27 protein-coding genes and 1 other annotated feature are annotated in these 23578 nt (G+C 39.8%); of the genes, 22 read left to right on the top strand and 5 right to left on the bottom strand.

The window, feature by feature from the left end; translation table 11 throughout:
* Positions 1 to 5: 5 nt before the first annotated feature.
* The 5 genes from RBQ60_RS12900 (at position 6) to ylqF (ending at position 3905) form a co-directional block, all read left to right on the top strand.
* Positions 6 to 518: an adenine phosphoribosyltransferase gene (locus RBQ60_RS12900; RefSeq protein ID WP_307884090.1), complete on the top strand. Its 513-nt coding sequence runs from the start codon at positions 6 to 8 to the stop codon at positions 516 to 518.
* Positions 519 to 731: 213 nt separating this feature from the next.
* Positions 732 to 1670, top strand: a complete 939-nt coding sequence (locus tag RBQ60_RS12895) for an AEC family transporter (protein ID WP_307884089.1) — start codon at positions 732 to 734, stop codon at positions 1668 to 1670.
* A gap of 157 nt (positions 1671 to 1827) precedes the next feature.
* Positions 1828 to 2172 (top strand): 50S ribosomal protein L19, encoded by a 345-nt coding sequence (rplS, locus tag RBQ60_RS12890; RefSeq protein WP_307884088.1) that lies wholly within the window; start codon positions 1828 to 1830, stop codon positions 2170 to 2172.
* A gap of 170 nt (positions 2173 to 2342) precedes the next feature.
* On the top strand, positions 2343 to 2942 hold the full coding sequence (gene lepB, locus RBQ60_RS12885; protein WP_307884087.1) for a signal peptidase I: 600 nt from the start codon (positions 2343 to 2345) through the stop codon (positions 2940 to 2942).
* Positions 2943 to 2960: 18 nt separating this feature from the next.
* Complete coding sequence (gene ylqF / locus RBQ60_RS12880; protein ID WP_307884086.1) at positions 2961 to 3905, top strand: ribosome biogenesis GTPase YlqF; 945 nt, start codon at positions 2961 to 2963, stop codon at positions 3903 to 3905.
* 31 nt (positions 3906 to 3936) lie between these two features.
* Here ylqF and RBQ60_RS12875 read toward each other — a convergent pair whose 3' ends face one another.
* From RBQ60_RS12875 to RBQ60_RS12865, 3 genes are read right to left on the bottom strand one after another with little or no spacing between them, the layout of a single operon-like run.
* The gene (locus tag RBQ60_RS12875; protein ID WP_307884085.1) at positions 3937 to 4566 is read right to left on the bottom strand and encodes an NUDIX hydrolase; all 630 of its coding nucleotides are present in this window, start codon (positions 4564 to 4566) and stop codon (positions 3937 to 3939) included.
* 4 nt (positions 4567 to 4570) lie between these two features.
* Entirely contained in the window at positions 4571 to 5632 is a 1062-nt protein-coding gene (locus tag RBQ60_RS12870) for a tyrosine-type recombinase/integrase (protein ID WP_307884084.1), read from the bottom strand.
* Between the two features lie 3 nt (positions 5633 to 5635).
* Positions 5636 to 6358 carry a tRNA 2-thiocytidine biosynthesis TtcA family protein gene (locus RBQ60_RS12865; RefSeq protein WP_307884083.1) on the bottom strand — a complete coding sequence of 241 codons (723 nt, stop codon included), beginning with the start codon at positions 6356 to 6358 and terminating at the stop codon, positions 5636 to 5638.
* A 444-nt stretch (positions 6359 to 6802) separates the two neighbouring features.
* Between RBQ60_RS12865 and RBQ60_RS12860 the strand changes: the two genes are divergently transcribed.
* The 6 genes from RBQ60_RS12860 to tnpA all read left to right on the top strand — a co-directional run bounded on the left by RBQ60_RS12860 (position 6803) and on the right by tnpA (position 14117).
* On the top strand, positions 6803 to 7951 hold the full coding sequence (locus RBQ60_RS12860; protein WP_307884082.1) for a glycoside hydrolase family 3 protein: 1149 nt from the start codon (positions 6803 to 6805) through the stop codon (positions 7949 to 7951).
* Positions 7952 to 8057: 106 nt separating this feature from the next.
* On the top strand, positions 8058 to 10295 hold the full coding sequence (locus tag RBQ60_RS12855) for a RelA/SpoT family protein (RefSeq protein ID WP_442871371.1): 2238 nt from the start codon (positions 8058 to 8060) through the stop codon (positions 10293 to 10295).
* Positions 10296 to 10316: 21 nt separating this feature from the next.
* On the top strand, positions 10317 to 10769 hold the full coding sequence (gene dtd / locus RBQ60_RS12850) for a D-aminoacyl-tRNA deacylase (RefSeq protein WP_307884080.1): 453 nt from the start codon (positions 10317 to 10319) through the stop codon (positions 10767 to 10769).
* A 15-nt stretch (positions 10770 to 10784) separates the two neighbouring features.
* Entirely contained in the window at positions 10785 to 12233 is a 1449-nt protein-coding gene (gene hemZ / locus RBQ60_RS12845) for a coproporphyrinogen dehydrogenase HemZ (protein ID WP_307884079.1), read from the top strand.
* The gene (gene hisS, locus RBQ60_RS12840) at positions 12230 to 13477 is read left to right on the top strand and encodes a histidine--tRNA ligase (RefSeq protein ID WP_331654201.1); all 1248 of its coding nucleotides are present in this window, start codon (positions 12230 to 12232) and stop codon (positions 13475 to 13477) included. The genes hemZ and hisS overlap by 4 nt, the downstream gene beginning before the upstream one ends.
* Positions 13478 to 13655: 178 nt before the next feature.
* Positions 13656 to 14117 (top strand): IS200/IS605 family transposase, encoded by a 462-nt coding sequence (tnpA, locus tag RBQ60_RS12835; protein ID WP_307884077.1) that lies wholly within the window; start codon positions 13656 to 13658, stop codon positions 14115 to 14117.
* 738 nt (positions 14118 to 14855) lie between these two features.
* On the opposite strand, the gene RBQ60_RS12830 is transcribed toward tnpA, so the two are convergent.
* Positions 14856 to 15026 (bottom strand): 4Fe-4S binding protein, encoded by a 171-nt coding sequence (locus RBQ60_RS12830; RefSeq protein ID WP_307884076.1) that lies wholly within the window; start codon positions 15024 to 15026, stop codon positions 14856 to 14858.
* Between the two features lie 720 nt (positions 15027 to 15746).
* Between RBQ60_RS12830 and RBQ60_RS12825 the strand changes: the two genes are divergently transcribed.
* The 11 genes from RBQ60_RS12825 to rplL all read left to right on the top strand — a co-directional run bounded on the left by RBQ60_RS12825 (position 15747) and on the right by rplL (position 22219).
* The gene (locus RBQ60_RS12825; protein WP_307884075.1) at positions 15747 to 16733 is read left to right on the top strand and encodes a metal ABC transporter substrate-binding protein; all 987 of its coding nucleotides are present in this window, start codon (positions 15747 to 15749) and stop codon (positions 16731 to 16733) included.
* Entirely contained in the window at positions 16720 to 17478 is a 759-nt protein-coding gene (locus RBQ60_RS12820; protein ID WP_307884074.1) for a metal ABC transporter ATP-binding protein, read from the top strand. The genes RBQ60_RS12825 and RBQ60_RS12820 overlap by 14 nt, the downstream gene beginning before the upstream one ends.
* Entirely contained in the window at positions 17469 to 18305 is an 837-nt protein-coding gene (locus tag RBQ60_RS12815; RefSeq protein WP_307884073.1) for a metal ABC transporter permease, read from the top strand. Before RBQ60_RS12820 ends, RBQ60_RS12815 begins: the two co-directional genes overlap by 10 nt.
* 69 nt (positions 18306 to 18374) lie before the next feature.
* Positions 18375 to 18626: a TIGR03905 family TSCPD domain-containing protein gene (locus RBQ60_RS12810; protein ID WP_307884072.1), complete on the top strand. Its 252-nt coding sequence runs from the start codon at positions 18375 to 18377 to the stop codon at positions 18624 to 18626.
* 153 nt (positions 18627 to 18779) lie between these two features.
* Positions 18780 to 18929 (top strand): 50S ribosomal protein L33, encoded by a 150-nt coding sequence (gene rpmG / locus RBQ60_RS12805; protein ID WP_118579801.1) that lies wholly within the window; start codon positions 18780 to 18782, stop codon positions 18927 to 18929.
* Positions 18930 to 18963: 34 nt separating this feature from the next.
* Entirely contained in the window at positions 18964 to 19221 is a 258-nt protein-coding gene (gene secE / locus RBQ60_RS12800; protein ID WP_307884071.1) for a preprotein translocase subunit SecE, read from the top strand.
* 29 nt (positions 19222 to 19250) lie between these two features.
* The gene (gene nusG / locus RBQ60_RS12795; protein ID WP_307884070.1) at positions 19251 to 19805 is read left to right on the top strand and encodes a transcription termination/antitermination protein NusG; all 555 of its coding nucleotides are present in this window, start codon (positions 19251 to 19253) and stop codon (positions 19803 to 19805) included.
* Between the two features lie 84 nt (positions 19806 to 19889).
* Positions 19890 to 20315: a 50S ribosomal protein L11 gene (rplK, locus tag RBQ60_RS12790; protein WP_307884069.1), complete on the top strand. Its 426-nt coding sequence runs from the start codon at positions 19890 to 19892 to the stop codon at positions 20313 to 20315.
* A gap of 70 nt (positions 20316 to 20385) precedes the next feature.
* On the top strand, positions 20386 to 21081 hold the full coding sequence (gene rplA / locus RBQ60_RS12785) for a 50S ribosomal protein L1 (RefSeq protein WP_307884068.1): 696 nt from the start codon (positions 20386 to 20388) through the stop codon (positions 21079 to 21081).
* 56 nt (positions 21082 to 21137) lie between these two features.
* Positions 21138 to 21262 (top strand) — a sequence feature (ribosomal protein L10 leader region).
* A 21-nt stretch (positions 21263 to 21283) separates the two neighbouring features.
* On the top strand, positions 21284 to 21778 hold the full coding sequence (gene rplJ, locus RBQ60_RS12780) for a 50S ribosomal protein L10 (RefSeq protein ID WP_307884067.1): 495 nt from the start codon (positions 21284 to 21286) through the stop codon (positions 21776 to 21778).
* An 81-nt stretch (positions 21779 to 21859) separates the two neighbouring features.
* Positions 21860 to 22219, top strand: a complete 360-nt coding sequence (gene rplL, locus RBQ60_RS12775; RefSeq protein ID WP_307886019.1) for a 50S ribosomal protein L7/L12 — start codon at positions 21860 to 21862, stop codon at positions 22217 to 22219.
* Between the two features lie 472 nt (positions 22220 to 22691).
* On the opposite strand, the gene RBQ60_RS12770 is transcribed toward rplL, so the two are convergent.
* Positions 22692 to 23576, bottom strand: a complete 885-nt coding sequence (locus tag RBQ60_RS12770; RefSeq protein WP_307884066.1) for a DMT family transporter — start codon at positions 23574 to 23576, stop codon at positions 22692 to 22694.
* Positions 23577 to 23578 lie beyond the last annotated feature (2 nt).

The following is a 23578-nucleotide window of genomic DNA, read 5'->3' as shown; positions in this document are numbered from 1 at the left end:
ATCAAATGGAATTGAAAGATAAAATCAGATCTATTCCCGATTATCCTGAAACAGGCGTTATATTTCGGGATATTACTACCCTGCTTAAGGACGCAGATGGTTTGGTAGAAGCGGTAGATCAGATGCAGAAAAAATTGGAAGGTCTGGAATTTGACTTAATTTTGGGGCCTGAGTCCAGAGGTTTTATTTTTGGTATGCCTATTGCATATAACTTAAAAAAAGGCTTTATTCCCATTCGGAAAAAAGGAAAATTGCCCGCAGAGGTTGTAAGTAAAGAATATTCCTTAGAGTACGGCACATCCACTATTGAAATGCATAAGGATGCGGTGCAACCAGGGCAGAAGGTTGTAATTGTGGATGACCTTTTGGCAACGGGCGGCACGGCAAAGGCCCTTGTGGAAATGGTTGAAGAGATTGGCGCAGAAGTGGTTTCCCTAAATTTCTTAATCGAGTTGGATTTCTTAAAGGGTAGAGATGTACTGGATGGGTACAAAGTTGAAACAGTGATTCACTATTAAAGTTGGGTTTTATGAAATAAAAAAGTGCTATTCCCCCAAAAATGGGATGGCGCTTTTTTTGTTAGATAAAGAAACTGGCAGAGGGAGAATAGAAAGTACCCTTATTTGGGTATTTGTTGTAAAGTATCAAGATATTTGCTAAGATGTGAAAAGAAGCATTTTTTATAGCATTTGAGGGGAAAAACAGAGCGAAATCATACAAAGGAGAAAAATATGTTTGGTCAATTTTTTGTGTTATTTGGTTTGATGGCGGTGGGGTATGTTTGCAGCAGAAAAAAATTCCTAAATAATGAGATGACAGTTGGCGTTGGAAATATTGTTCTTTTCTTTACCATTCCTGCTTTATTATTTACTAGCTTAGCCAATACAAAAGTGGAGAGGGATATGCTGATAAACTTTGCCACCGTTGCAGGACTGCAGTTTATCAGTATGTTGATGTTTGGGCGAATCATTCGACTTTATTATCGTTTTCGTAAGTTTAATGAGAACCACCTCAATATGCTTGAAGTAACAGCGGTATCTGTAAACAATGCGTTTATTGGCTTTCCCATTGCCATGATGTTTTTTGGTGAGGAAGCGGTGGTATATATGTCTGCCAGCGTTTTAGGGCTAAATTTATATCTTTGGAGTGTTGGGTTATACATAATAAAAGGTGTTCAAGGGGAAAGTGTGGGGACGATGGTTAAAACCATAGTAAAGGGTGCCATCAATCCCAACATTTCATCTATCTTATTGGGTCTTTTTGCATCAGTTATTGGGCTTATGGCCTATATTCCAGACTTTGTGCAAGAATTTATTCGATCTCTAGGTAGTGTTTCAACGCCTCTTTCCCTCATTTACATAGGCGCCTTAACTGGAAATAGCGGCCTGAGATATTTAATGAAGGATCGGGAATCCTTAGAAGCAAGCCTGATTAAAATGATTGTTATGCCTCTTTTTGCCTTTGCTTTTATTTTCTTTATTCCCGTGGAGCCTATGGTGAAAACCGTTTACTTTATTGCAATGTCCCTGCCATCGGCGGCAATTGTACCAATGATTGTAGGCAGATATGGCACGGGTGTAGAGGTTTCTTCTAAAATGGTTATGCTCACCACCGCCTTTTCCATGGCGACTGTACCTGTTTGCATTACAATTAGCCGCATCTGGATGTAGCTGGTGTAAAAAATACGTAGAAATATTGGGAAATCCTATAAAAGTGCTTGCACACTTATTTTAGATATGTTATAATTCTGAATTGTGATTACGGATGGTCCGATGATGCATCAAAGGGATGGCATTAAGAACATCTTTGAAGGAAGGAGGAAATAAAATGGATATCATTAGAGAACTGGAAAAAGAACAGTTGAAAAGCGAAGTAACTCCTTTTAATGTTGGTGATACAGTTCGCGTTTATGCGAAAGTAGTAGAAGGCACCAGAGAAAGACTTCAGATGTTCGAAGGCGTTGTTATTAAAAGACAGGGCGGCGGCATCAGAGAAACTTTTACAGTTAGACGTATTGCTTCTGGCGTTGGTGTGGAAAGAACATGGCCTTTACACTCCCCTAGAATTGACCGTATTGAGGTTGCAAGACGTGGTATTGTAAGACGTGCGAAACTTTTCTACTTGAGAGACAAAGTTGGTAAAGCAGCAAAAGTTAAAGAAGTATTGAGATAAGAAAAGTGGCCTCGGTGGAATTGTTTCATCGAGGTTTTTTTCGTAAGAGGCAAGGCAGATGGATTTGCTTTTTACGAAAAAAACTGGGATGGAAAATATGAAAACAAAGGGTCAAGGGAAGCTGGCTTTCGTTTTTTTTCCAAAGGCAGTGTGAGGAGGGTGATTGGTAAATGGAACAGACACAGGAACAAAGTGAGCAAGAAGCAAGGGAAAGTAAGTCTAAAAAGAAGAAGGATATCCCTATGTGGCTTCAGTTGATTTTATTGGTAGCTTTGGTTTTTGTTCTTCGTACCTTTGTATTGGGAACGGTATATGTAAAAGGTTCCTCTATGGAGCCAAACTTTCATCATGGAGACCTGGTGTTTATCAATAAATTGGCAACTTCCATAGGAACGCCTAAGAAAGGTGACGTTGTCATTTGTCGCTTGAACCCCGATGGACAGGAAGAGAACATTATTAAACGTGTCATTGGCTTGCCTGGGGATGAAATTGATATTGTTTGGAATGGGGATAGTGAGAATGTAGAATACTATCTTTATGTGAATGATGAATTGATAGAAGAACCTTTTCTGGGGGAACCGATGATGACAAAGGGTGATATAGAATATCCTTTTGTAGTGCCAGAAAAAAGCTATTTTGTAATGGGAGACAACCGAAATGGCAGCTCAGATAGCCGTAAAATGTCTATCGGTGCAATCGAAAAAAAAGACTTGGTTGGACAGACTGTGTTCCGTCTATACCCCTTTAGTGGATTTGGTTTTATTTCATAAAGGAAGGAAAGAACAGATATGAATATACAATGGTATCCAGGGCATATGACCAAAACCCGTCGTATGATGGAAGAAACCATTTCGCTGGTTGATATTGTCATCGAATTGGTGGATGCACGTATTCCTTATAGCAGTAAAAACCCTGATTTAGATACGCTAGCGAAAAATAAACACCGTATCATTTTACTGAACAAAGCCGATTTAGCAGATGATAGGGCTACAGTAATCTGGACGGATTATTTTGAAAAGCAAGGGTTTCGTGTAATCCAAATGAATGCATTAAAAGGATCTGGAATGAACGAAGTGACCGATGCGGCAAGAAGTTTGATGCAAGAAAAAATCGAAAAGCTGAAAGCCAGAGGCCGTATTAATGTGCCAATCCGCAGCATGATTGCAGGGATTCCCAACGTAGGAAAATCCACATTTATCAATAAATACGTTGGAAAAACTACGGCCAAAACGGGAGATAAACCCGGTGTAACCCGAGGAAAGCAGTGGATAAAGCTGAAAAAAGACTTCGAGCTTTTGGATACACCAGGTATTTTGTGGCCCAAGTTTGAAGATCAGGAAGTGGGTTTGAAGCTTGCTTTTACAGGGGCGATAAATGATGATATTTTGGACGCAGAAACACTAGCCATAGCCTTTATTGATCATATGCTGCTGCGCAACGCAGATTGCATCAGAAAGCGTTATCAAATCGAATTCGATACCATCGAAGAGCCCCATGTGGTCTTAAGGCAAATCGCAGAGGCAAGAGGATTTAAATTAAAGGGTGGAGAGCCTGATTTAGAAAGAGCCGCAAAAATTTTGATAGACGAATTTAGAGGCGGAAAGCTTGGACGCATTACTTTAGAACTGCCTGAAGATATTGATGAAATGTTGGAGGCAAAGGCTGAGAAGGAAAAGTTAAAAGCAGCGGAAGATAGAGTGCGTAAGGAGAAATATAAGAAAAAGAAGAAATAAGAAAAACCTGAGATTGATTCTCAGGTTTTTCTTATTTCTTGTTTAGAATGGAAACAATATTCTGAATGACTTGGGCTGTGAAACCCCATATGGTATGACCTTTGTATTCATAAAACAGTTCAGGAATATGGCATTTACTAAAGGGGTAATCTTTCCCACCCTCAATACGATGATAAGGAAAGCTATCAACAACAATGGATTCCCAAAACATATCATGGATTTCCGGAGGTGTCTCCATAAAAAAGGAGATAGGAACAGTAAAAATCTGCGAAACTTCATCATCGTTGGGGCAAGAAGAACGCAATACATCGTAGCATACATAGCCTAAAAAAGGCTGAATGACACCACGATAGATGGTAAGCATATAGTCGCTTTTTCCTAATATGGAAATTTCACTTTGTGGGATACCTAACTCTTCTTCCGTTTCCCGCAAAGCCGTTTCCAGCAAGGTTTCACCCGCTTCATGCTGTCCACCTGGGAAACAAATATCACCAGGTTGACGGACTCCGGGGGCCCGTTTATTTAAAACGAAACATAGTTCTCCGTTTTTTTCGGTAATTAAGGCTAGAACAGCGAAACGACGAAGCTTAAATATAGGTTCCGCTTGATGTTCTTTAAAAACATGTGAGATTTTTTGGATATCCAAATTCTGATCAGCCATAGCGTCAGTCCTTTCTTAATTTAACATGAGAGGCGGCTTTACGCCGTCTTTGGTCTTCGATTTCTGCGTAATGCTTTCTGGTTGTATTAACGTCTGCATGACCTAAGGTATCTGCTACTAGATAAATGTCCCCTGTTTCTTGATAAAGATTCGTACCAAAGGTACTGCGTAATTTATGGGGGGAGATATTTTTAATGGTAACACCAAGGGCGTATTTTTTTACCATTTTTTGAACGGCACGAACGGTAATACGTTTTCCTTGGGAGGATAGGAAAAGGGCATCATCTCCCTCCTCCTTTGTGATTGCTTGCTGTCGTTCTTCCAAATAATCTTGCAAAGCCTCTTGCACTTCATCACCAAAATATAAAAATACTTCATTTCCGCCTTTTCTGACTATTTTAATTGCATTGTTTTTAAAATCTATATCCTTTATATTTATGCCGACACATTCGGAAACGCGCATTCCAGTTCCCAAAAGAAGGGTAGTTATGGCTAAATCTCTTTTTTTGGTGCGTTCATGGAAGGTTTTTTGACGGTCCGTTAGTTTCTCGCCTGACTCCACTGCATCTAAAAAATCCGCCATTTCATTTACATCTAGTCGCACGATTTGTTTGTCATGGATTTTTGGCGTTTCCACTATGGTTGCAGGGTTAGCATCAACCTTTTTTTTCTTATAGAAGAATTTGAACATAGAGCGGACAGCAGCCAGCTTTCTGGACTTTCCTTTTTCATCATTATGTAGTTCTGTGCTGTTTTCAGGGTTTTCATAATCAGGCCTTACATAATAGGAAAGATACTCCATAAAGCAATCTATATCATCAGAGCTTATTTCGTTTAGGTGTTGCACTTCCAGGTCTTTCGCCTCCATTCCCCCAAGGGTTTTATGTTCCTCATAAAGATAGCGAAAGAAAATTCGTAAGTCGTAGGCATAGCCTAGCCTTGTTTTTGTAGAGGTTGTTTGAGCAATCCCTCGAAAAAATTCTATCAAAAATGGCGGGAGTTCTTTTTGAATCTCCCGAAGCCGTAAAGTTTCTTTATTTTTTAAACTTTCGTGATATGTTGACATGGACTATATCTCTCCATTCCAGCCTTTTAAATTTGAACGTTTAATTGCACCAAACACCTTTTCCTGTAAATTATCATAATCCTTAGAAAGCTCAGCCAGAAGTTCCTTTGTTTCCTGACGTTTTGTATTTCCATCGGCGAGGCAAGGGTTTTTTACAATGTTAATGTCATTTTTTACAACAAAACTCTTTGCTTCCCACTCAGGAACATACATCAAAGGGCGAATAGAATATATTTTTTTTCGATCTAAATAACTTACAGGTGCGAAACAGTTTATTCTACCTTCATAAAATAAAGACATGAAGAAGGTTTCCACAACGTCGTCTTTGTTGTGCCCCAAAGCCACCTTATTGCATCCTAATTTTTCTGCGGCATCATTTAAAGCGCCTTTACGCATTTTGGCACAAAGGGAACAAGGATTTTTTTCTTTTCTTTCTTCAAAAATAATTTGCCCGATATCTGTATGGACAACGGTATAGTTGACACCAATTTTATCGCATAAAGCTTGAATATCATCATATTTGGCCCCGGGTAGCCCAAGGGAAACGGTGACTGCTTCAATTTCAAAGTTTTTGGGATAAAACCGCTGCAAGTTTTTTAAAGCAAGAAGAAGGCAAATACTATCTTTGCCACCGGATACGCCTATGGCAATTTTGTCCCCTTCTTCAATCATATTATAATCATCTACGGCACGACGCACGTAGCTAAGCAATTTCTGCAGTTTCATAAATCAGTCTCCTTTGTTAATTCATACTAAAAAGATATTATATCATAAAAGCGGAGAATATGGGCTGTAAACAAACGAAATTGTAAGTAAGTTAACAAGCTTAATCTGTGGCAGCCTATTTGCAAAGCAAAAGACCGAGAATCCAAGGGATTCCAGGTTCTGTGCTTTTATATGGAATATGGGCGAAATACCCAGGGAATTACAAGGGGATTTTATGGAACTGGACACCTCGGCAGATAAATTTTTTCGGTTCCCCTTGCAGTTTTGACTGATTTGTTCATAAGAAGATAGCCTTAAATCCCTTGGCTTTGGGTAAAGAAGGAGTTTGAGATTTATATTTACAATTTTATATATTATATCGGAAATGAAAGAAAAATAAAAGGAATACTGTTCATTTTTAGGGAAAAAGGCTATAATGTTAGCATATGAAAGAGAGGGAACAGTATGAAACGTTGGCTGGTAGCTGTGTTAACAGCGGTTATGTGTTTTGGTGCAGGTTGTACAAATAATGGTGAAGAACAACCTCAGGTAGAAGTAGTAAAGACAGCGGAAGAGATCAGGCAGGATACAATACAAGAAACCATTGATTCCATGGGTGTTGAAGAGAAGTTGGGACAATTACTCATGGCTGATTTTAGAAATAATGCAGACGGCAGTGGGATGACAGCTTTAAGAAAAGATGTGGCTGAAAAAATTGAGAGCTACCACCTTGGTGGGGTAATATTATTTGCAGAAAATCTGGATACTTTAGAGCAAACCCAAAGGTTGACCAGTGACTTTCAAAAAGTTGCGGAAATTCCTTTGTTCATCGGGATTGATGAAGAAGGCGGTTTGGTTTCTAGATTAAACAAAAGCAACATTCCCCATGAAGACATGCCCTCCCCTGGGCAGATGAAGGAACCTAACGAGGCAGAGGCGGCAGGCCGCTCTATTGGGGAAACCTTAGCAAGTATGGGCGTAAACGTGGACTTTGCTCCCATTGCTGACGTAAATACAAACCCTGAAAACCCAGTCATTGGTATTCGTTCTTATTCTGATAATCCCCAAAAGGCGGGAGAAATGGCTTGTGCTTTCATTAAGGGGTTGCAAGGAGCAGGCGTTAGTGGGGCGGTAAAGCATTTCCCTGGCCATGGGGATACAACAACAGATAGTCATTACGGAGAGGTATTTGTAACCCATGATATGGAAAGACTGAAAACAGTTGAGTTTGTGCCCTTTGCAAAAGCCATTGAGGAAGGGGTTGACTTGGTAATGATTGGACACATCAAAACCCCCAATGCCACTTCAGACGATTTACCTGCTACCCTTTCTGGCCAGTCCATAGGATTATTAAGGGATGAATTAAATTATGACGGTGTGACCGTTACAGATGCTATGAATATGCAGGCCATAACGCAACATTATGGCGCTGGCGAGTCCGCTGTTATGTCTGTTTTGGCAGGAATTGATATTGTATTGATGCCAGCGGACTTAGATGAGGCGTATCAAGCACTCCTTGATGCAACCAAAGAAGGCCGTATTTCAGAAGGACGTCTGGACGAAAGTTTGCATAGAATATTAGGGCTAAAGTATGACAAGGGCTTACTGAAATAATAGAAACTCCTTGAAAATATAGGTTTGAGAAGTTATAATCAAGTTTACAGGTTTTTTAGACATTGATTACCAAAAAGGGACATATTAATAGAAAAGTAGGGAGGTGATGGACATGGCGGCAGCAGAACAATTATACCAAGAGTTACTGGAACGGATCAAAATGTATCATCCGTCTAAGGATTATAGTATGTTGGAGAGGGCGTATGAGCTGGCAGCGGATGCCCATAAAGAACAAAAGAGGAAGTCAGGCGAGCCATATGTAATCCATCCCTTAAAAGTTGCAATTATATTAGCTGAGTTAGAATTGGATATGGAGTCTATCATTGCAGGTATGCTCCATGATGTCATTGAAGATACCAATTATAGCCATGAAGATATTGCTCATATTTTTAGCGAGGAAGTTGCCAGTTTGGTTGATGGAGTTACAAAGTTAGGAAAACTTTCCTATACAACCAAAGAAGAGATTCAAGCGGAAAATTACCGTAAAATGTTTTTGGCCATGGCCAAGGACATTCGTGTTATTTTGATTAAGTTGGCGGATCGATTGCACAATATGCGTACGCTAAACTATATGACGCCAGAAAAACAGAGGGAAAAGGCTCAGGAAACCTTAGACATTTATGCGCCGTTGGCACATAGACTGGGTATTTCCAAAATCCGTACGGAAATGGAAGATCTCTGCTTTAAATATTTGAACCCCGAAGCTTACTTCGATTTGGCAGCAAAAATCGAGAAGAAGCGTGTGGAGAGGGAAGCTTTTGTTCACGATATTGTAACAGAAGTGAAAGCCAAAATGGACGAGGCTGGAATTTCTGGGAAAATAGAAGGCAGAAGCAAACATTTCTTTAGCATTTATAAAAAAATGGTAAATCAAAAAAAGAATTTGGACCAGATTTATGACCTGTTTGCAGTAAGAGCCATTGTAGATAGCATTAAGGATTGTTATGCGGTTTTAGGTATTGTCCATACTATGTATACCCCAATGTTGGGTAGGTTTAAAGATTATATTGCAATGCCCAAGCCGAATATGTATCAGTCCTTGCATAACACACTCATTGGGCCCGGTGGACAGCCCTTTGAAATACAGATTCGTACGTGGGATATGCACCGCACCAGTGAATATGGTATTGCCGCACACTGGAAATATAAAGAAGGTAAATCCGGAGATCGTACCAATGAAACAGAAGAAGCGAAGTTAGCTTGGCTACGTCAGATTTTGGAATGGCAGAGGGATATGTCCGATAATAAGGAATATCTGGATACCATTAAGCTGGATTTAAATGTATTTACCACTCAGGTTTACGCCTTTACCCCCCAAGGTAAAGTTATTCAGTTGCCCAAGGATTCCACACCCATTGATTTTGCTTACATGATTCACTCTGCTGTAGGCAATAGAATGGTGGGAGCAAGGGTCAATAATAAGATGGCAACCATCGATTACAATATTCAAAATGGTGATATTGTAGAAATTATGACCTCCCAGAATTCCAGAGGCCCCAGTCGAGACTGGATTTCCTTAGTAAAAAGTTCTCAAGCAAGAACAAAAATTAAACAGTGGTTTAAAAAGGAAGAAAAGGAAGAAAACATTCTTCGTGGTAAAGAACTACTTATCGCCGATATGAAGAAAAAGGGATTTGCCTCAAGTGATCTTCTTCGTACCGAGTGGATGGAGTTGGTTTTAAATAAGTACGATTTTAAAGATTGGGACGCCATTATGGCTGCCGTTGGCTATGGCGGCATAAAGGAAGGTCAGGTTGTTAATCGATTAAGAGATGAATATTTAAAAGAAAAGCGTAAAACCCAAACTGCAGAAGAGATGTTGCAGGATTTTGAAAAAACCGTTGACCAGAAACCAATTCATAAGAAGAAAAAAAGCAAAAGCGGCATTATGGTCGAGGGAGTTGGCGATGTGGCGGTACGTTTTTCAAAATGTTGCAGCCCTGTTCCTGGGGATGAAATTATTGGCTTTGTTACACGAGGCCGTGGTGTTACCATCCATCGAACAGACTGCATCAATGTTTTGAATCTTGATGACGATGAAAGGGGCCGTTTGATAAACGCAGAATGGGATGCCCAATACACCCACGGTGATGTGGTAACAGCATCTTACTTGGCGGAAATTAGGGTGATTGCCAACGATAGAAATGGGCTTCTTTTTGAAATCAGCCGCCTTTTGGCAGATGAAGATATTGCGGTAAAAGGATTTAATATTCGTACTACGAAAGATATGCTTGCTATATTTAATATTACTTTGGAGATTAGAACCAAGGATCAGCTTGTAAGAATTACAAAACGTCTGAAAAGCGTGAAAGACGTGATTGATATCGAGCGTGTTTCTGGATAAGGATAGAAATAGGAGGATATTATGCGTGGGGTATTACAAAGAGTGACAGAGGCAAAGGTTACCGTAGATGGTCAGGTAATTGGCGAAATTGGTAAGGGTATTATGGTTCTTTTGGGTATGCTTGGTACTGACGATGAAAAAACCATGGAATATATGCTGGACAAAGTCGTAAATCTTCGTATTTTTGAAGATGAAAACGGTAAGATGAACCTTTCTTTATTGGATATTGAAGGGGAATTATTAATCGTACCGAACTTTACCTTATACGGCGACGCAAGAAAAGGTAGAAGACCGGGTTATTCCAGCGGTGCTGCACCAGATGTTGCGGCAAAGCTTTTTGAAAGATTATGTGAAAAGGCAAAAGAAATGCCCCTCAAAAAAGTAGAAACAGGCCAGTTTCAGGCGGATATGAAGGTTAGCTTGGTAAACGACGGCCCTGTTACACTGTTATTAGATAGCGAAAAATTATTTTAAGTAAAGGGATTCATAATGATACACTATATTCTTCAAGGACATGAACTACAAAATGATGTACAGACCATGATTCAGGTTTTTTATCCGAACCTTCATTACATTCGTATGGATGAGGTTGTCCCTTCTGGCCTGTCAGTCATAAGCAGTATGGAAAAAGGCATTGCTTCTGCGGTGCTTTGTCGTGATGGCAAAAAAGTGAATCGCTTTTCCATGGAATATCAAGAGGGGCTAGGGGAAAAAGAAGAAAAACGACTGATCAAACGTACCATTTACGAGCTGTTAAAAGCAGAAACAGGCTTGCGTCCCCAATGGGGCTTGTTAACAGGTGTACGTCCTGCGAAGATTATTAGTGGTCTTTTGATGGAAGGAAACAGCGAAGACGATTGCCTAGAATATCTGACAAAGGATTACTTGGTTATGGAGCATAAGGCTAAGCTAGCCCTTACCGTAGCCAAGGCCGAGGAAAAGATATTGAACAGCAACAAACCTAAGGACATTAGTCTGTATATTGGCATTCCTTTTTGCCCCACTAGATGCTTATACTGCTCCTTTACAGCCTACCCCTTGGCACAATATAAAAATAGGGTGGATGAGTATTTGGAAGCGATGTTTCGGGAGTTGGAGTTTTTGGAAGAATACGCAAAAGACCTCCATGTGCAAAATATTTATATCGGCGGAGGTACGCCAACCTCTTTGACAGAACAGCAGTTACAGCGCCTTTTGCAAAAGGTGGCAATTCTTTTTGATACTAAGGATATTGAATACACGGTAGAAGCAGGCCGCCCTGATACAATCACCAAGGAAAAACTACGCTTGATGAAGGATTATGGTGTAAACCGTATTTCTATCAATCCTCAAACCATGAATGAAGATACCTTAAAGCGTATCGGTAGACAGCACTCCGTTGAGGATATCCGCCGTGTGTTTTATGAGGCAAGAGAGTTGGGTCATGAAAATATTAATATGGACTTAATTTTGGGATTGCCGGGGGAAGAGCCTGAAGACGTAAGAAGCACCATGGAGGAGATTTTGGCCTTGGCCCCCGATAATGTTACGGTACACACCTTAGCGGTGAAAAGGGCATCACGGCTGAAAGAGGAGTTTGACCAACATACCTTAGCAACGGCAGAAGCGTTGGAAAAAATGCTTTCTATTGCAGCGGAATATGCGGAAAAAATGGGCATGGAGCCTTATTATATGTACCGCCAGAAAAATATGGTGGGGAATTTTGAAAATGTTGGATATTGCCACCCTGGGAAAGAAGGCATATACAATGTTCAAATCATGGAAGAGAAGCAGACTGTTTTGGCAGTGGGGGCAGGGGCAAGTACAAAAACTGTGGATCCCCAAACGGATCGCATTGAGAGAATCTTTAATGTGAAAAGCGTGGAAGATTATATAGCAAGGATTGACGAAATGATTGAACGCAAGAAAGTGGGACTACCCAAAGGAGGATGGAAATGATTCAGTTGGTAAAAGGAACAAAAGATATTTTGGGGGCAGAAGTAAAGGCTTGGCAGGATATTGAAAGAAAGATGAGAAATCTCTGCGAAACATTTGGCATTGGTGAAATCAGAACACCAATCTTTGAGTTTACTGAACTGTTTGTACGTGGTGTTGGCGAAACAACAGACATCGTTCAGAAAGAAATGTACACTTTTACAGATGATGGCGACAGAAGCTTAACCTTGCGTCCTGAGGGAACAGCAGGCGTTGCACGTGCTTATATTGAGCACGGAATGCACAATCAGGCCCAACCAACAAAGCTTTATTATATTTCCCCTACCTTCCGTTGTGAAAATACCCAGGCAGGACGTCAACGTCAGTTCCACCAATTTGGTGTTGAAATGTTAGGCTCTTATAGTGCGGCACAGGATGCAGAGTCCATTTCTGTGGCAGCTGCTTTATTGGAAGAAATGGGTATTCAGGGTGTTGAGCTACGCATGAATAGCTTAGGTTGTCCTGAATGCCGCAGCCGTTACAATAAAACATTAAGGGACTTTATTGGCCAGAATTTGGATAAACTTTGTCCAACTTGTAAAGAACGTTTCGAAAAAAATCCACTGCGTGTATTGGACTGTAAAGAAGAAGGCTGTAAAACAATTATTGCCAATGCGCCTTCCGTTTTAGATTGTTTGGATGAGGAGTGTACAGGGCATTTTCAAAAGGTACAGGATATTTTGACAGAAATGGGCATTGCCTTTACCATCGATCCCAAAATAGTTCGTGGATTAGATTATTACACAAGAACGGTGTATGAATTTATTTCCGATGGCTTAACCGTTTGTGGCGGTGGACGTTATGATAACTTAATTGAAGAATGTGGCGGAAAGCCCACAGGTGCCGTTGGATTCGGCTTAGGTATCGAGCGCCTTGTAATGATTTTGGAAAAGCAAAAAGGTGAAATTGTAGAAGCACCTGAAAGAGACGTTTTCATCGGCTCCATGGGCGATAAAGGCTTCCTAAAAGCCCAAGGTCTGGCACTGAGTCTGAGAAAAGCAGGTATCTCTGCAGATTGCGATACGGTGGAACGAAGTGTAAAAGCCCAGATGAAATATGCTAATAAAATTGGTGCAAAGTACTCCTTGGTAATTGGTGACAGTGAATTAGAAAATGGTGTCGTTGAGCTAAAAGAAATGGAAACTGGCGAAAAAACCTCCATTTCCATTACAGAATTGGCAAATGTTTTAGCACAAAAGTGTAAATAAATTTACTTAGATGAAACGCCTCTTTTTTAAGAATGAGGCGTTTTTTCTATTGGTGCTTAAGCTCCAATAAACCACCAGCTCTGCTGGTGGAGTGAAATGCTTATAGCAGTAGTAAACCTCCTTTGATAAGATTAAAGTGGTTCCCCAACCGCTAAAAAATCAAAGGAGGTTTTTTGTCATGACTGACGTAAAAAGTTTATCACATTCAAAGTGGAGATGTAAATATCATGTTGTATTTGCACCTAAGTATAGAAGGTTAGCGATTTATGGAAAGATAAAAGCTGATATAGGAGAAATTATAAGAAAACTATGTGAACAAAAAGAAGTAGAGATAGTTGAGGCACAAGCATGTAAAGACCATATACTTATGCTAGTTGAGATACCACCAAGTTTAAGTGTTGCACAGTTTATAGGTTTCTTAAAAGGAAAGAGCGCGTTAATGATATTTGATAGACTTGCAAATCTGAAATATAAGTATGGAAATCGCCACTTTTGGTGTAGGGGGTATTATGTAGACACAGTAGGTCGAAATGAACGAGTAATAAAGGACTATATAAAAAATCAACTACAGGAAGACATAATAGCAGAACAAATATCATTAAAGGAATATATTGACCCGTTTACGGGTGACAAGAATTAAAAGGGATAAAATAAAGCCGCTTTAGCGGCTCCACGAAATAGTAATGCGGTTGGCGGAATATTCAATGCGTCTTAAGACGCTGTGCCAGTAAAAAGCCCTTCTAGGGCTAGTGCAAACCATGCGTTTAACGCGTGGTTTTGATTTCTGTAAAGGTTGGTCAAAAAAACGTTAAGTGGTTTTACTCAATAATAGTGATATTTTGTTACGGTTTTCTACTATATTAATGGTGAGTACAAATGGAGGGCTAGGAGATTAGAAATAGAATCCGAGTGATTTAATAACGAGAGGAGCAGGTCCAGGGAAAATCCAAGTTTAGTTACTGGAAAAAATTTATAGGAAAGCTTGATAATTGGAAATTTGCCTTAAAGTTGAAGATAAGTCAGGAATTTCTTTGCTCAGGAGATAGGAAAGTAAACCAACCTTTTTTATTTAACTTTTTATAAGGATATAGGCATTTAATTTTATGATTTCCATAGAAATGTGGGGATTTTTAGCTTGATACCATTATTTGAAATAGTAGAGAGGAATATATATCCGTTTGATATTCTAGAAGGCAGGATGAATGCTTTGAGAGATAAAGCTTATTTGCTGAAAAGAATGTAATAGCGAGGGATAGATAGGGGAAATTTGAACGTGAAGTACAAATTATAGATTAGCTAGAATCATATTGTAACAGAAAGTGAGCACTTTAGCCCAAAATAAAAAAGTGAGGCAAATGCTCACTTTTTTTAAGTAAAATTATTCTGGTTTGATTGCGCCTGTAGGGCAAGCACCAACACATGTACCACAGTCGATACATTCAGCAGCTTTGATTTCGAAAACGCCACCAGCGTCAACGATACAGCTTGTAGGACATTCGCCAGCGCAAGCGCCACAACCGATACATTCAGGTCCGATTACGTGAGCCATTAAAAACACCTCCTTCTTCATTCTACAATGCTTATTGTATATCAAAATATTACATTGTGCAAGGAATATTTGAGAAATTTCTAAGAAAAAAACATGAAAAAGTGTAAGATTCTACAAAAAAGTACATTAATTTATAAAGATAGAATATTTACTCGCTTTCTACTTTTTTATTAATTTTAGAAACACTGATACTGTTCGTGAATACCTTTTTGTGAGGGATTCATGAATGGGATGGATATTCTAATAAAATCCGTAGCCAGTGCATGGAGGGGATTTCTATATTTTTTAGGTGGTCCACCCTGATAACGAACGCTTAAATTTCTGTGCCCATCTTGAATAATCATGACAATGGCTCAGCTATAGCTAAGATTTGTGGCCGACGTACTCCTTTATGAACAATGATAGCAAATTCATTTTCCAGATGGAGGTTAGAAATCTGGACTTGGTATAATCACAGATTACAACATTCTCAAATTCTCCATGCATTTCGCATGACGAACAATTCATTCATCATGGTGGTACGAGGAATATTTAGTTTGAATGAGAAACTTTTTAGTAAAAACTACTTATAGTTTCTTATTATAGTGTCAATCCTTTTCATAAGGGAAAAATAGGAAACTTCCTTTGTCTTAAATAGTGTAGTGGAATTTGGATGTTGACAAGTGGATAGGAGGAGCATAAAATCAAATTGCAAATGATTTGCATTTGATGGAGGTTAGAATGAAGAGAAAAATTTGCTTAATACTACTTTTGGCTTTCATTCTTACAGGCTGTGCCCCTGTTAAGGAGAAGAATAATAAAGAACATTTAAAAGTGCTCACCAGTTTTCACCCCATCTTTCTGCTTGCTCAGGAAGTGACAAAGGGGGTAGATGGCATTGATTTATATAATATGGCTCAACCTCAAACGGGGTGTTTACACGATTATACTTTGACAACTGGTGATATGCAGAAACTGCAAGAAGCTGACGTATTGCTGATTAACGGCGGTGGCATGGAGAGTTTTTTAGAGCAGGCACTGAAGCAATTTCCTGAGCTGATCGTTGTTGACACATCTGAGGGGATTGACCTATTAGAAAGCCAACACAGCCACTACCATGAGCATGGAGAATTAGACGAACATGAGATTGAGGGGGGACTTCATAATAGTGTGGATGCTTTTGCTCACGAAGAATGTGGTAACAGCCACATTTGGTTGTCACCTAGTCGAGTGCAGAAGCAAGTAGAAAATATGGTAAGGGGGCTTACAGAAGTACTGCCTCAGGAGAAGGGTAAGATAAAGCATAATGGGCAAGATGTTTTACAGCAATTAATAAGTTTACAAAAAGAAGCTGAAACCTATCACCACAATCATGATGGTCATGTTAATGTTGCGGTGTTCCATGAGGGCTTTGCCTACCTTACGGAGGTGTTTCATCTGAATGCCCATGTGCAGATTTTTGTGGAAGAAAATGTAGGGCCTTCGGCAAAAGAGTTAGCAGAAGCGGTGGATGAAATTCGTAAGGAAGGTATTGAATACTACTTGGTAGCAGACGATGCTGGAAGGAAGTATGCAGAGGTTTTAGCAAAGGAATGTGGGGGACAAGTGATTGTTTTGAACCCTATTACAGGAGGAACTATGGAAGGTGAGAGCTACGCTTCTATCATGGAGGACAATATCAAATTGATTGAGAAATGTTTGGAGGAAGAACATCATGGTGATTCATAATCATTGCGGTCTTTGCAGTATTGAGGTTGCCAATTTGTCGGTAAGCAGTGGTCGGGCTACTTTGATTCATGATGTTAACATAACATTACAATGTGGAGAGTTGACCGTCTTAATCGGTAAAAATGGAGCAGGAAAAACTACCTTATTAAAAGCGATTTTAGGAGAGTATCATTTTCAGGGTTCCATTCGTTTTTCTGATCACCAAGGTGACGTTGTAGGAAAACCTAGAATTGGCTATATACCACAGCATTTGGATTTTGATAAAAGTATGCCTGTTACGGTCTTGGATTTTATGGCAGCTGCCAGAGGCGGTTCTCCAGTGTGGATTAGGCATGGAAAGGAATTAAGGAAAGAGATTTTAAAATCTTTAGATGAAGTAGAGTGTGGGTATTTAATAAACCGTCGCCTTGGGGCATTGAGCGGCGGTGAGTTACAACGGGTTTTGCTAACATTGGCAACAGAACCTATACCAGATCTTTTGATATTGGACGAGCCTGTTTCCGGTGTGGATGTTTCTGGCTTAGATTTATTTTATAAAAGGGTAACGGAGTTGAGGGACAAGTACCATATGCCCATTCTTTTGGTGTCTCATGATTTGGAACTGATTCAAAAGTATGCTGATAAGGTTATACTTTTAGATAAAACCGTAGTGGCACAGGGAAAGCCTGAGGAAGTATTTACAACAGATGCTTATCAAAATGCTTTTGGTCTTTTGCATTTAGGGGAGGAGAAAAAATGGATTTGATTTATGGGGTATTGGAAGGCTTACCGTTTTCTATGTTTCAATATGATTTTATGAAAAACGCCTTTATCGCCCTTATTTTATTATCACCCTTGTTTGCCTTATTGGGTACCATGACAGTAAACAATAAAATGGCCTTCTTTTCCGATGCTTTGGGACATAGTGCGTTTACGGGAATTGCCCTGGGCGGTTTGCTTGGCCTTAATGATCCCCTAATGGCCATGATTGCCTTTGGTATTTTTATTAGTTTAGTAATCACAAGGGTAAAAGCTTCGGGGCTGGCTTCCTCTGACACGGTAATCAGTGTATTTTCATCCATGGCCATGGCCTTGGGAATTATGATTTTAACAGCTAAAGGTGGTTTTGCAAGAATTTCTTCCTATTTAATAGGAGATATTTTAACCGTGGGGGAAAAAGACCTAGGTCTGATTTTTCTGGTTTTATTTTTGGTGTACGGCCTTTGGGTATATCTTTATAATCCTTTGTTATTATTAAGCGTGAATCGTTCTATGGCTGTTAGCCGTGGAATCAAAACCCTGTTGATAGAAAATATTTTTGTTGTCATGGTTGCCGTTGCAGTTATGGTATCCATTCGTTGGGTAGGGATTTTAATGATTAATTCTCTATTGATTTTACCGGCAGCGGCAGCGAGGAATGTTGCTGAAAGTGCCCGGTCATATCATTGGATTGCAACGGTCTTCGCCCTAGTGGCATCGGTTATTGGGCTATTCATTTCCTATCAGTTTGGTACATCAGCAGGGGCCTCCATTGTATTGGTGTTGTCGGCGTTTTTTTTCCTCACTTACTTAATGGCTAGAGGGCGGAAATAAAAGTAATTGTATTTTGTCGAATTCTATGATATGCTGTTACGAGCATTTTAGAGACAGGGGGGGATAAAGATGCATTACAGCTTTAAAACCAAAGGAATTTGTGCCCAAAAAGTTGAATTTGACGTGGAAGATGGATTGGTAAAAAACATTTCTTTTTTTGGTGGGTGTGATGGTAACCACAAAGGGTTAGCGGCACTGGCGGAAGGAATGGCACCAGAAGAGGCAGCAGGAAGACTAAGAGGCATTACTTGTGGCATAAGAAAAAGCAGCTGTCCAGATCAATTGGCAGTGGCTTTAGAAGAATATATGAAAAACCAGTAATAATTAATATCTAAAAAACCCATGTTTCGTTGAAAAAACAAGGTTTTTCCATGATTTGTTGTTGACAGTAAAAAAGACTTGTGCTATTCTAGGTGTGAAGACGCAGGTCTTTTTTTTATGTACAAAATAAAATCATCAACGGAGGTGGAAATCTTGAGAACAAGGATTACCTTAGCCTGCACAGAGTGCAAACAGAGAAATTACAGCACTACCAAGGACAAGAAAGTTATGCCTGACAGAATGGAAATCAAAAAGTATTGTAAATTCTGTAAATCCCACACATTACACAAAGAAACAAAGTAATTTAAGGGAAAATTCCGAAAAAGGAAGTGAACCTATGGAAGAAAACAAAAACACCAACCAAACGAACGAAACGAAACAAGCAAAGCCAAAGCAAGCTAAGAAAAATAGCGAAAGAGATGGCTTCGCAGAGTACAAGGCTGAATTTAAAAAAATTATTTGGCCCAGCCGTCCTGAAATTGGGAAGAAAACGTTTACCGTTGTTGTTACTTCCCTGATTGTCGGTGTTATCATTTTCTGTATGGATACGGTATTCTCAGCCGGATACAGTGCGATTATCGGACTTTTGGGCTAAGACAAATCGAGTAGAAAAAGGATGGTATTATGTCTGAAGAAATCAACAAGCCAGAAGAAATTAAAACATCTACCGAATCAAGATGGTATGTGGTACATACCTATTCTGGGTATGAAAACAAAGTAAAAGCCAATATTGAAAAAACGGTTGAAAACAGAGGTATGCAAGATTTAATTCATGAAATCAGCGTGCCTTTGCAGGATGTTGTGGAGATCAAAGACGGACAGAAAAAGACTGTTCAGCGCAAAGTCTTTCCCGGCTATGTGCTGATTAAAATGATCATGAACGACGAAACCTGGTATGTAGTCAGAAACACAAGAGGCGTTACAAGTTTTGTGGGGCCTGGTTCCAAGCCTGTACCATTGACTGATATGGAAGTGCGTGCTATGGGCATTGGTGGCGAGGTGGAAAATTTGGATGTGGCACTGGGCGATTCCGTTCGTGTTATTTCTGGGCCTTTTGCGGATTCTGTTGGTCAGATCAAAGAGATCAATACCAATAAGAAAATCGTTGTGGTCAGTCTTTCCATCTTCGGCAGAGAGACCCCGGTTGAGCTTGATTTCGCTCAGATCGACAAGATTTAAAGTCAACGTTTCATAAGGCGGCAAGTCCGCTAGGTGGGAGGGAAAAATCCCCGCTAATTACCACATTTATAGGAGGTGCCAATCATGGCAAAGAAGGTAACAGGTTATATTAAATTACAGATTCCAGCAGCGAAGGCAACACCCGCTCCTCCTGTTGGTCCTGCATTGGGCCAGCATGGTGTGAACATCATGGGCTTTTGTAAAGAATTCAACGAAAAAACAGCTTCTCAGGCAGGTTTAATTATCCCTGTTGTTATCACTGTATATCAGGATAGAAGCTACACATTCGTTACAAAGACACCCCCTGCAGCAGTTCTTTTGAAGAAGGCTTGCGGCATCGAATCCGGTTCTGGTGCGCCTAACAAAACAAAAGTAGCTAAAGTTTCCAAAGCAAAAGCAATGGAAATTGCAGAATTGAAAATGCCCGACTTGAACGCAGCTAACGTTGAGACTGCTTTTAGCATGATTTGCGGTACAGCAAGAAGCATGGGTATCGTTGTTGAAGAATAAAAGCCGAATGATTTGACGGCAGAAGTGGGAGGGAATTCTCCCGATATTACCACATAAGGAGGTCACGAAAGTGAAAAGAGGAAAAAAATATAACGAGGTTGTAAAGCTCGTTGACAAGGCTATGCTTTACGATGCAAATGAAGCCATTGATTTAGTGCAGAAAACATCTGTGACAAAATTCGATGCAACGGTAGAAGCACATGTTCGTTTGGGCGTTGACAGCAGACATGCTGATCAGCAGGTTCGTGGTGCCGTTGTTCTTCCACACGGTACAGGTAAAACAGTTCGCGTATTGGTATTTGCAAAGGGTGATAAAGCAGATGAAGCTTTAGCAGCCGGCGCTGATTTCGTAGGAGCAGAAGATTTGATCCCCAAGATCCAGAATGAAGGCTGGTTCGGTTTCGATGTTGCTGTTGCAACACCTGATATGATGGGCGTTGTTGGTCGTTTGGGTCGTGTTTTAGGTCCTAAAGGTTTAATGCCTAACCCTAAAGCAGGCACTGTAACAATGGACGTTACAAAGGCTATCAACGATATCAAAGCAGGTAAGATTGAATACCGTTTGGATAAGACAAACATCATTCATGTTCCCGTAGGTAAGGTATCTTTTGGTTCCGAGAAATTGGAAGAAAACTTCCAGACTCTGATGAGTGCTATCATAAAAGCAAAACCTACAGCTGCTAAGGGTCAGTATTTAAAGAGTGTTGTTTTAACAACAACAATGGGCCCTGGCATAAAGGTTAACCCTGCGAAAATTTCTGAGTAATCTCAAAAAAAGCTCTTGACGGAAACTTATTTATCTTGTATAATAAAAAAGTTGAAAAGAAAAACCGAATAGTGCCGTAGACAGCGGGTGCAAAATATTGCGTAAATCCTGCCGAGGAGATTGCTGAAATTGAGCTATGAGCCTCTTTGTCTATGTGCAAAGAGGCTTTCTTTATCTATAAAGGATTTAAGGAGGTGTAAATATGGCAAAAATCGAACAGAAGCAGGTTGTCGTAAATGAAATCAAAGAAAAGCTGGAAAAGGCGCTTTCCCTAGTAGTGGTAGACGCTAGAGGCTTAACAGTAGAACAGGATACAGTTCTTAGAAAACAACTGAGAGATGCAGGTGTTGACTATAAAGTTTACAAAAACACAATGGTACACTTAGCAGTTCAGGGTACACAGTTTGAAGGATTGGATCAGTATTTGTCTGGCCCCAGTGCATTTGCATTCAGCTACGAAGATGCTACAACAGCAGCATCTATTTTGAATAAAGTAGCGAAAGATGCAAAGGCTTTGGAATTCAAAGCTGGTGTTATTGAAGGCGTTGTATACGATGCTGAAGGTATGAAGCTTGTTGCTGATATCCCTTCCAAAGAAGTATTGCTTTCCAAATTGTTGGGCAGCTTCAAGAGCCCTATGTCCTCTTTCGCACGTGTTATCGATCAGATCGCGAAGAAAGATGCGGCAGCAGAATAATTTTTGCAAAAAAAGAATTGCCCCATGGGCAAATTATAATTAACTACCAAATTTAATCGGAGGTGCTTTAAAATGGCAAAATTGACAATTGAAGAAATCATTGCAGCTGTAAAAGAACTTACAGTATTAGAATTGAACGACTTGGTAAAGGCAGCAGAAGAAGAATTCGGCGTATCCGCAGCAGCAGGTGTAGCAGTAGCAGCAGGCCCTGTAGCAGCAGCTGAAGAAAAAACAGAATTCGACGTAGAATTAACAGAGGTTGGTTCTGAAAAGATCAAAGTTATCAAAGTAGTTCGTGAAGTAACAGGTCTTGGTTTGAAAGAAGCGAAAGAAGCAGTAGACGGTGCTCCTAAAGTTCTGAAAGAACAGGCTTCCAAAGAAGACGCTGAAGCGATCAAAGCTAAATTAGAAGAAGTTGGCGCAAAGGTTACATTGAAGTAATTAAAAACGCAAACAAAACCCCTAAAACATCATGTTTTGGGGGTTATTTTTTGAGTGTACTTAGTTGTGCAATTATCCTACTGGAGCTATACAAGTTCCTGTAATCTCTGAGTAATTGCACTTTGCTGTTGGGGTGATTGAATGAAAAAATATACACCACAGAATAAACTGGGTTTAATTTAAATAGGTAATCTCAGGGCTGACCCAAGAACTGATGATGATTGAATAACAGCAAAAGCAAAAAGAGAGATTGTAGATGATATGGAATGGTCAATAGAAGATGGTTTCCTGAGGGGGTAAATAATCAATGATAAAGGGATATTATATATTAAGTTTACTTCCATAGAACTATTTATAGCAGAAATAATGAGATATAAAAAGAACTTGACTAGTGAAATCAAGTTCTTTTTTATTTTTAGTATTTTTGTATTGGGATGAGGGAAGTTGTTTAAGTATTGAATCCCCTCATAACTTATTTAGAGAGTGATTCTTTTTTTCTATGAAAATAACCGTTTGTATAGAGGAACACAGTTACCGCTGTGGAGCAAATGATAAAATACCCCAACCAGCTATACATATCCGGCACTTGTCCCCAAATTAAGTAGCCTAGCAATGCGGAAAAGGGAATTTGAGAATAATCAAAGACAGAAATTTCCCTTGCTGGTGCATAACAATAGGCGGCGGTTATTCCAAACTGCCCACCTGCAGCCGCAAGGCCTGCAAAAAGTAAAGTCAGTACCTGTCTGGAATCCATAGGTTGGTATTGGAAAAGAAGATAGGGTAAAGTCACCACACAGGAAAAGGCAGAGAAGAAAAATACAATAAAAGGTCCTTGTACACCTCTTTGCCCCAGTGCCCGTACAAAAGTATAAGCTGCACCTGCACAAACACCACCAAGAAGCCCGATAAATGCAGGGAAGAGGTCCATATTAAGGCCAGTTGGCTTTACGACGAAAAGTACACCAACAAAGGCAGTTACAATAGAGGAAAGGTGAAATAAATTAATTTTCTCCTTTAAAATTAATATTCCGAATAAAATTGCAAAAAATGGCGACATTTTATTTAGCAGGGATGCATCGGAAAGTACCAAGTGATCGACGGCATAAAAATTACATAGAATTCCAATGGTGCCAAATAAGGAACGGTAAATTAAATATCGCTTTGACTGCCCATCCAACGAGACAGCGGGCTTTTCTTTTAATAAAATAGCAAGGGCGAAAAGCATTGCAATCAGGTTTCTGAAGAAACTTTTTTGAATAGAAGGTAAATCCCCGGACAAACGAACGAAAAGGTTCATTAGGACGAAGGAAAAAGAGGACAAGATGATGCACAAAATGCCCTTATGACGTTGACTCATAA

The sequence above is a fragment of the Anaerotignum sp. MB30-C6 genome (assembly GCF_030908465.1).
Lineage (GTDB): Bacteria > Bacillota > Clostridia > Lachnospirales > Anaerotignaceae > Chakrabartyella.
This window is presented reverse-complemented; position numbering and strand designations above follow the sequence as displayed.

Excerpts from the sequence above, each read along its gene's own strand:
- RBQ60_RS12900 (WP_307884090.1), top strand. The coding sequence starts at position 6 with ATGGAATTGAAAGATAAAATCAGATCTATTCCCGATTATCCTGAAACA.
- RBQ60_RS12895 (WP_307884089.1), top strand. The coding sequence starts at position 732 with ATGTTTGGTCAATTTTTTGTGTTATTTGGTTTGATGGCGGTGGGGTAT.
- rplS (WP_307884088.1), top strand. The coding sequence starts at position 1,828 with ATGGATATCATTAGAGAACTGGAAAAAGAACAGTTGAAAAGCGAAGTA.
- lepB (WP_307884087.1), top strand. The coding sequence starts at position 2,343 with ATGGAACAGACACAGGAACAAAGTGAGCAAGAAGCAAGGGAAAGTAAG.
- ylqF (WP_307884086.1), top strand. The coding sequence starts at position 2,961 with ATGAATATACAATGGTATCCAGGGCATATGACCAAAACCCGTCGTATG.
- RBQ60_RS12875 (WP_307884085.1), bottom strand. The coding sequence starts at position 4,566 with ATGGCTGATCAGAATTTGGATATCCAAAAAATCTCACATGTTTTTAAA.
- RBQ60_RS12870 (WP_307884084.1), bottom strand. The coding sequence starts at position 5,632 with ATGTCAACATATCACGAAAGTTTAAAAAATAAAGAAACTTTACGGCTT.
- RBQ60_RS12865 (WP_307884083.1), bottom strand. The coding sequence starts at position 6,358 with ATGAAACTGCAGAAATTGCTTAGCTACGTGCGTCGTGCCGTAGATGAT.
- RBQ60_RS12860 (WP_307884082.1), top strand. The coding sequence starts at position 6,803 with ATGAAACGTTGGCTGGTAGCTGTGTTAACAGCGGTTATGTGTTTTGGT.
- RBQ60_RS12855 (WP_442871371.1), top strand. The coding sequence starts at position 8,058 with ATGGACATGGCGGCAGCAGAACAATTATACCAAGAGTTACTGGAACGG.
- dtd (WP_307884080.1), top strand. The coding sequence starts at position 10,317 with ATGCGTGGGGTATTACAAAGAGTGACAGAGGCAAAGGTTACCGTAGAT.
- hemZ (WP_307884079.1), top strand. The coding sequence starts at position 10,785 with ATGATACACTATATTCTTCAAGGACATGAACTACAAAATGATGTACAG.
- hisS (WP_331654201.1), top strand. The coding sequence starts at position 12,230 with ATGATTCAGTTGGTAAAAGGAACAAAAGATATTTTGGGGGCAGAAGTA.
- tnpA (WP_307884077.1), top strand. The coding sequence starts at position 13,656 with ATGACTGACGTAAAAAGTTTATCACATTCAAAGTGGAGATGTAAATAT.
- RBQ60_RS12830 (WP_307884076.1), bottom strand. The coding sequence starts at position 15,026 with ATGGCTCACGTAATCGGACCTGAATGTATCGGTTGTGGCGCTTGCGCT.
- RBQ60_RS12825 (WP_307884075.1), top strand. The coding sequence starts at position 15,747 with ATGAAGAGAAAAATTTGCTTAATACTACTTTTGGCTTTCATTCTTACA.
- RBQ60_RS12820 (WP_307884074.1), top strand. The coding sequence starts at position 16,720 with ATGGTGATTCATAATCATTGCGGTCTTTGCAGTATTGAGGTTGCCAAT.
- RBQ60_RS12815 (WP_307884073.1), top strand. The coding sequence starts at position 17,469 with ATGGATTTGATTTATGGGGTATTGGAAGGCTTACCGTTTTCTATGTTT.
- RBQ60_RS12810 (WP_307884072.1), top strand. The coding sequence starts at position 18,375 with ATGCATTACAGCTTTAAAACCAAAGGAATTTGTGCCCAAAAAGTTGAA.
- secE (WP_307884071.1), top strand. The coding sequence starts at position 18,964 with ATGGAAGAAAACAAAAACACCAACCAAACGAACGAAACGAAACAAGCA.
- nusG (WP_307884070.1), top strand. The coding sequence starts at position 19,251 with ATGTCTGAAGAAATCAACAAGCCAGAAGAAATTAAAACATCTACCGAA.
- rplK (WP_307884069.1), top strand. The coding sequence starts at position 19,890 with ATGGCAAAGAAGGTAACAGGTTATATTAAATTACAGATTCCAGCAGCG.
- rplJ (WP_307884067.1), top strand. The coding sequence starts at position 21,284 with ATGGCAAAAATCGAACAGAAGCAGGTTGTCGTAAATGAAATCAAAGAA.
- RBQ60_RS12770 (WP_307884066.1), bottom strand. The coding sequence starts at position 23,576 with ATGAGTCAACGTCATAAGGGCATTTTGTGCATCATCTTGTCCTCTTTT.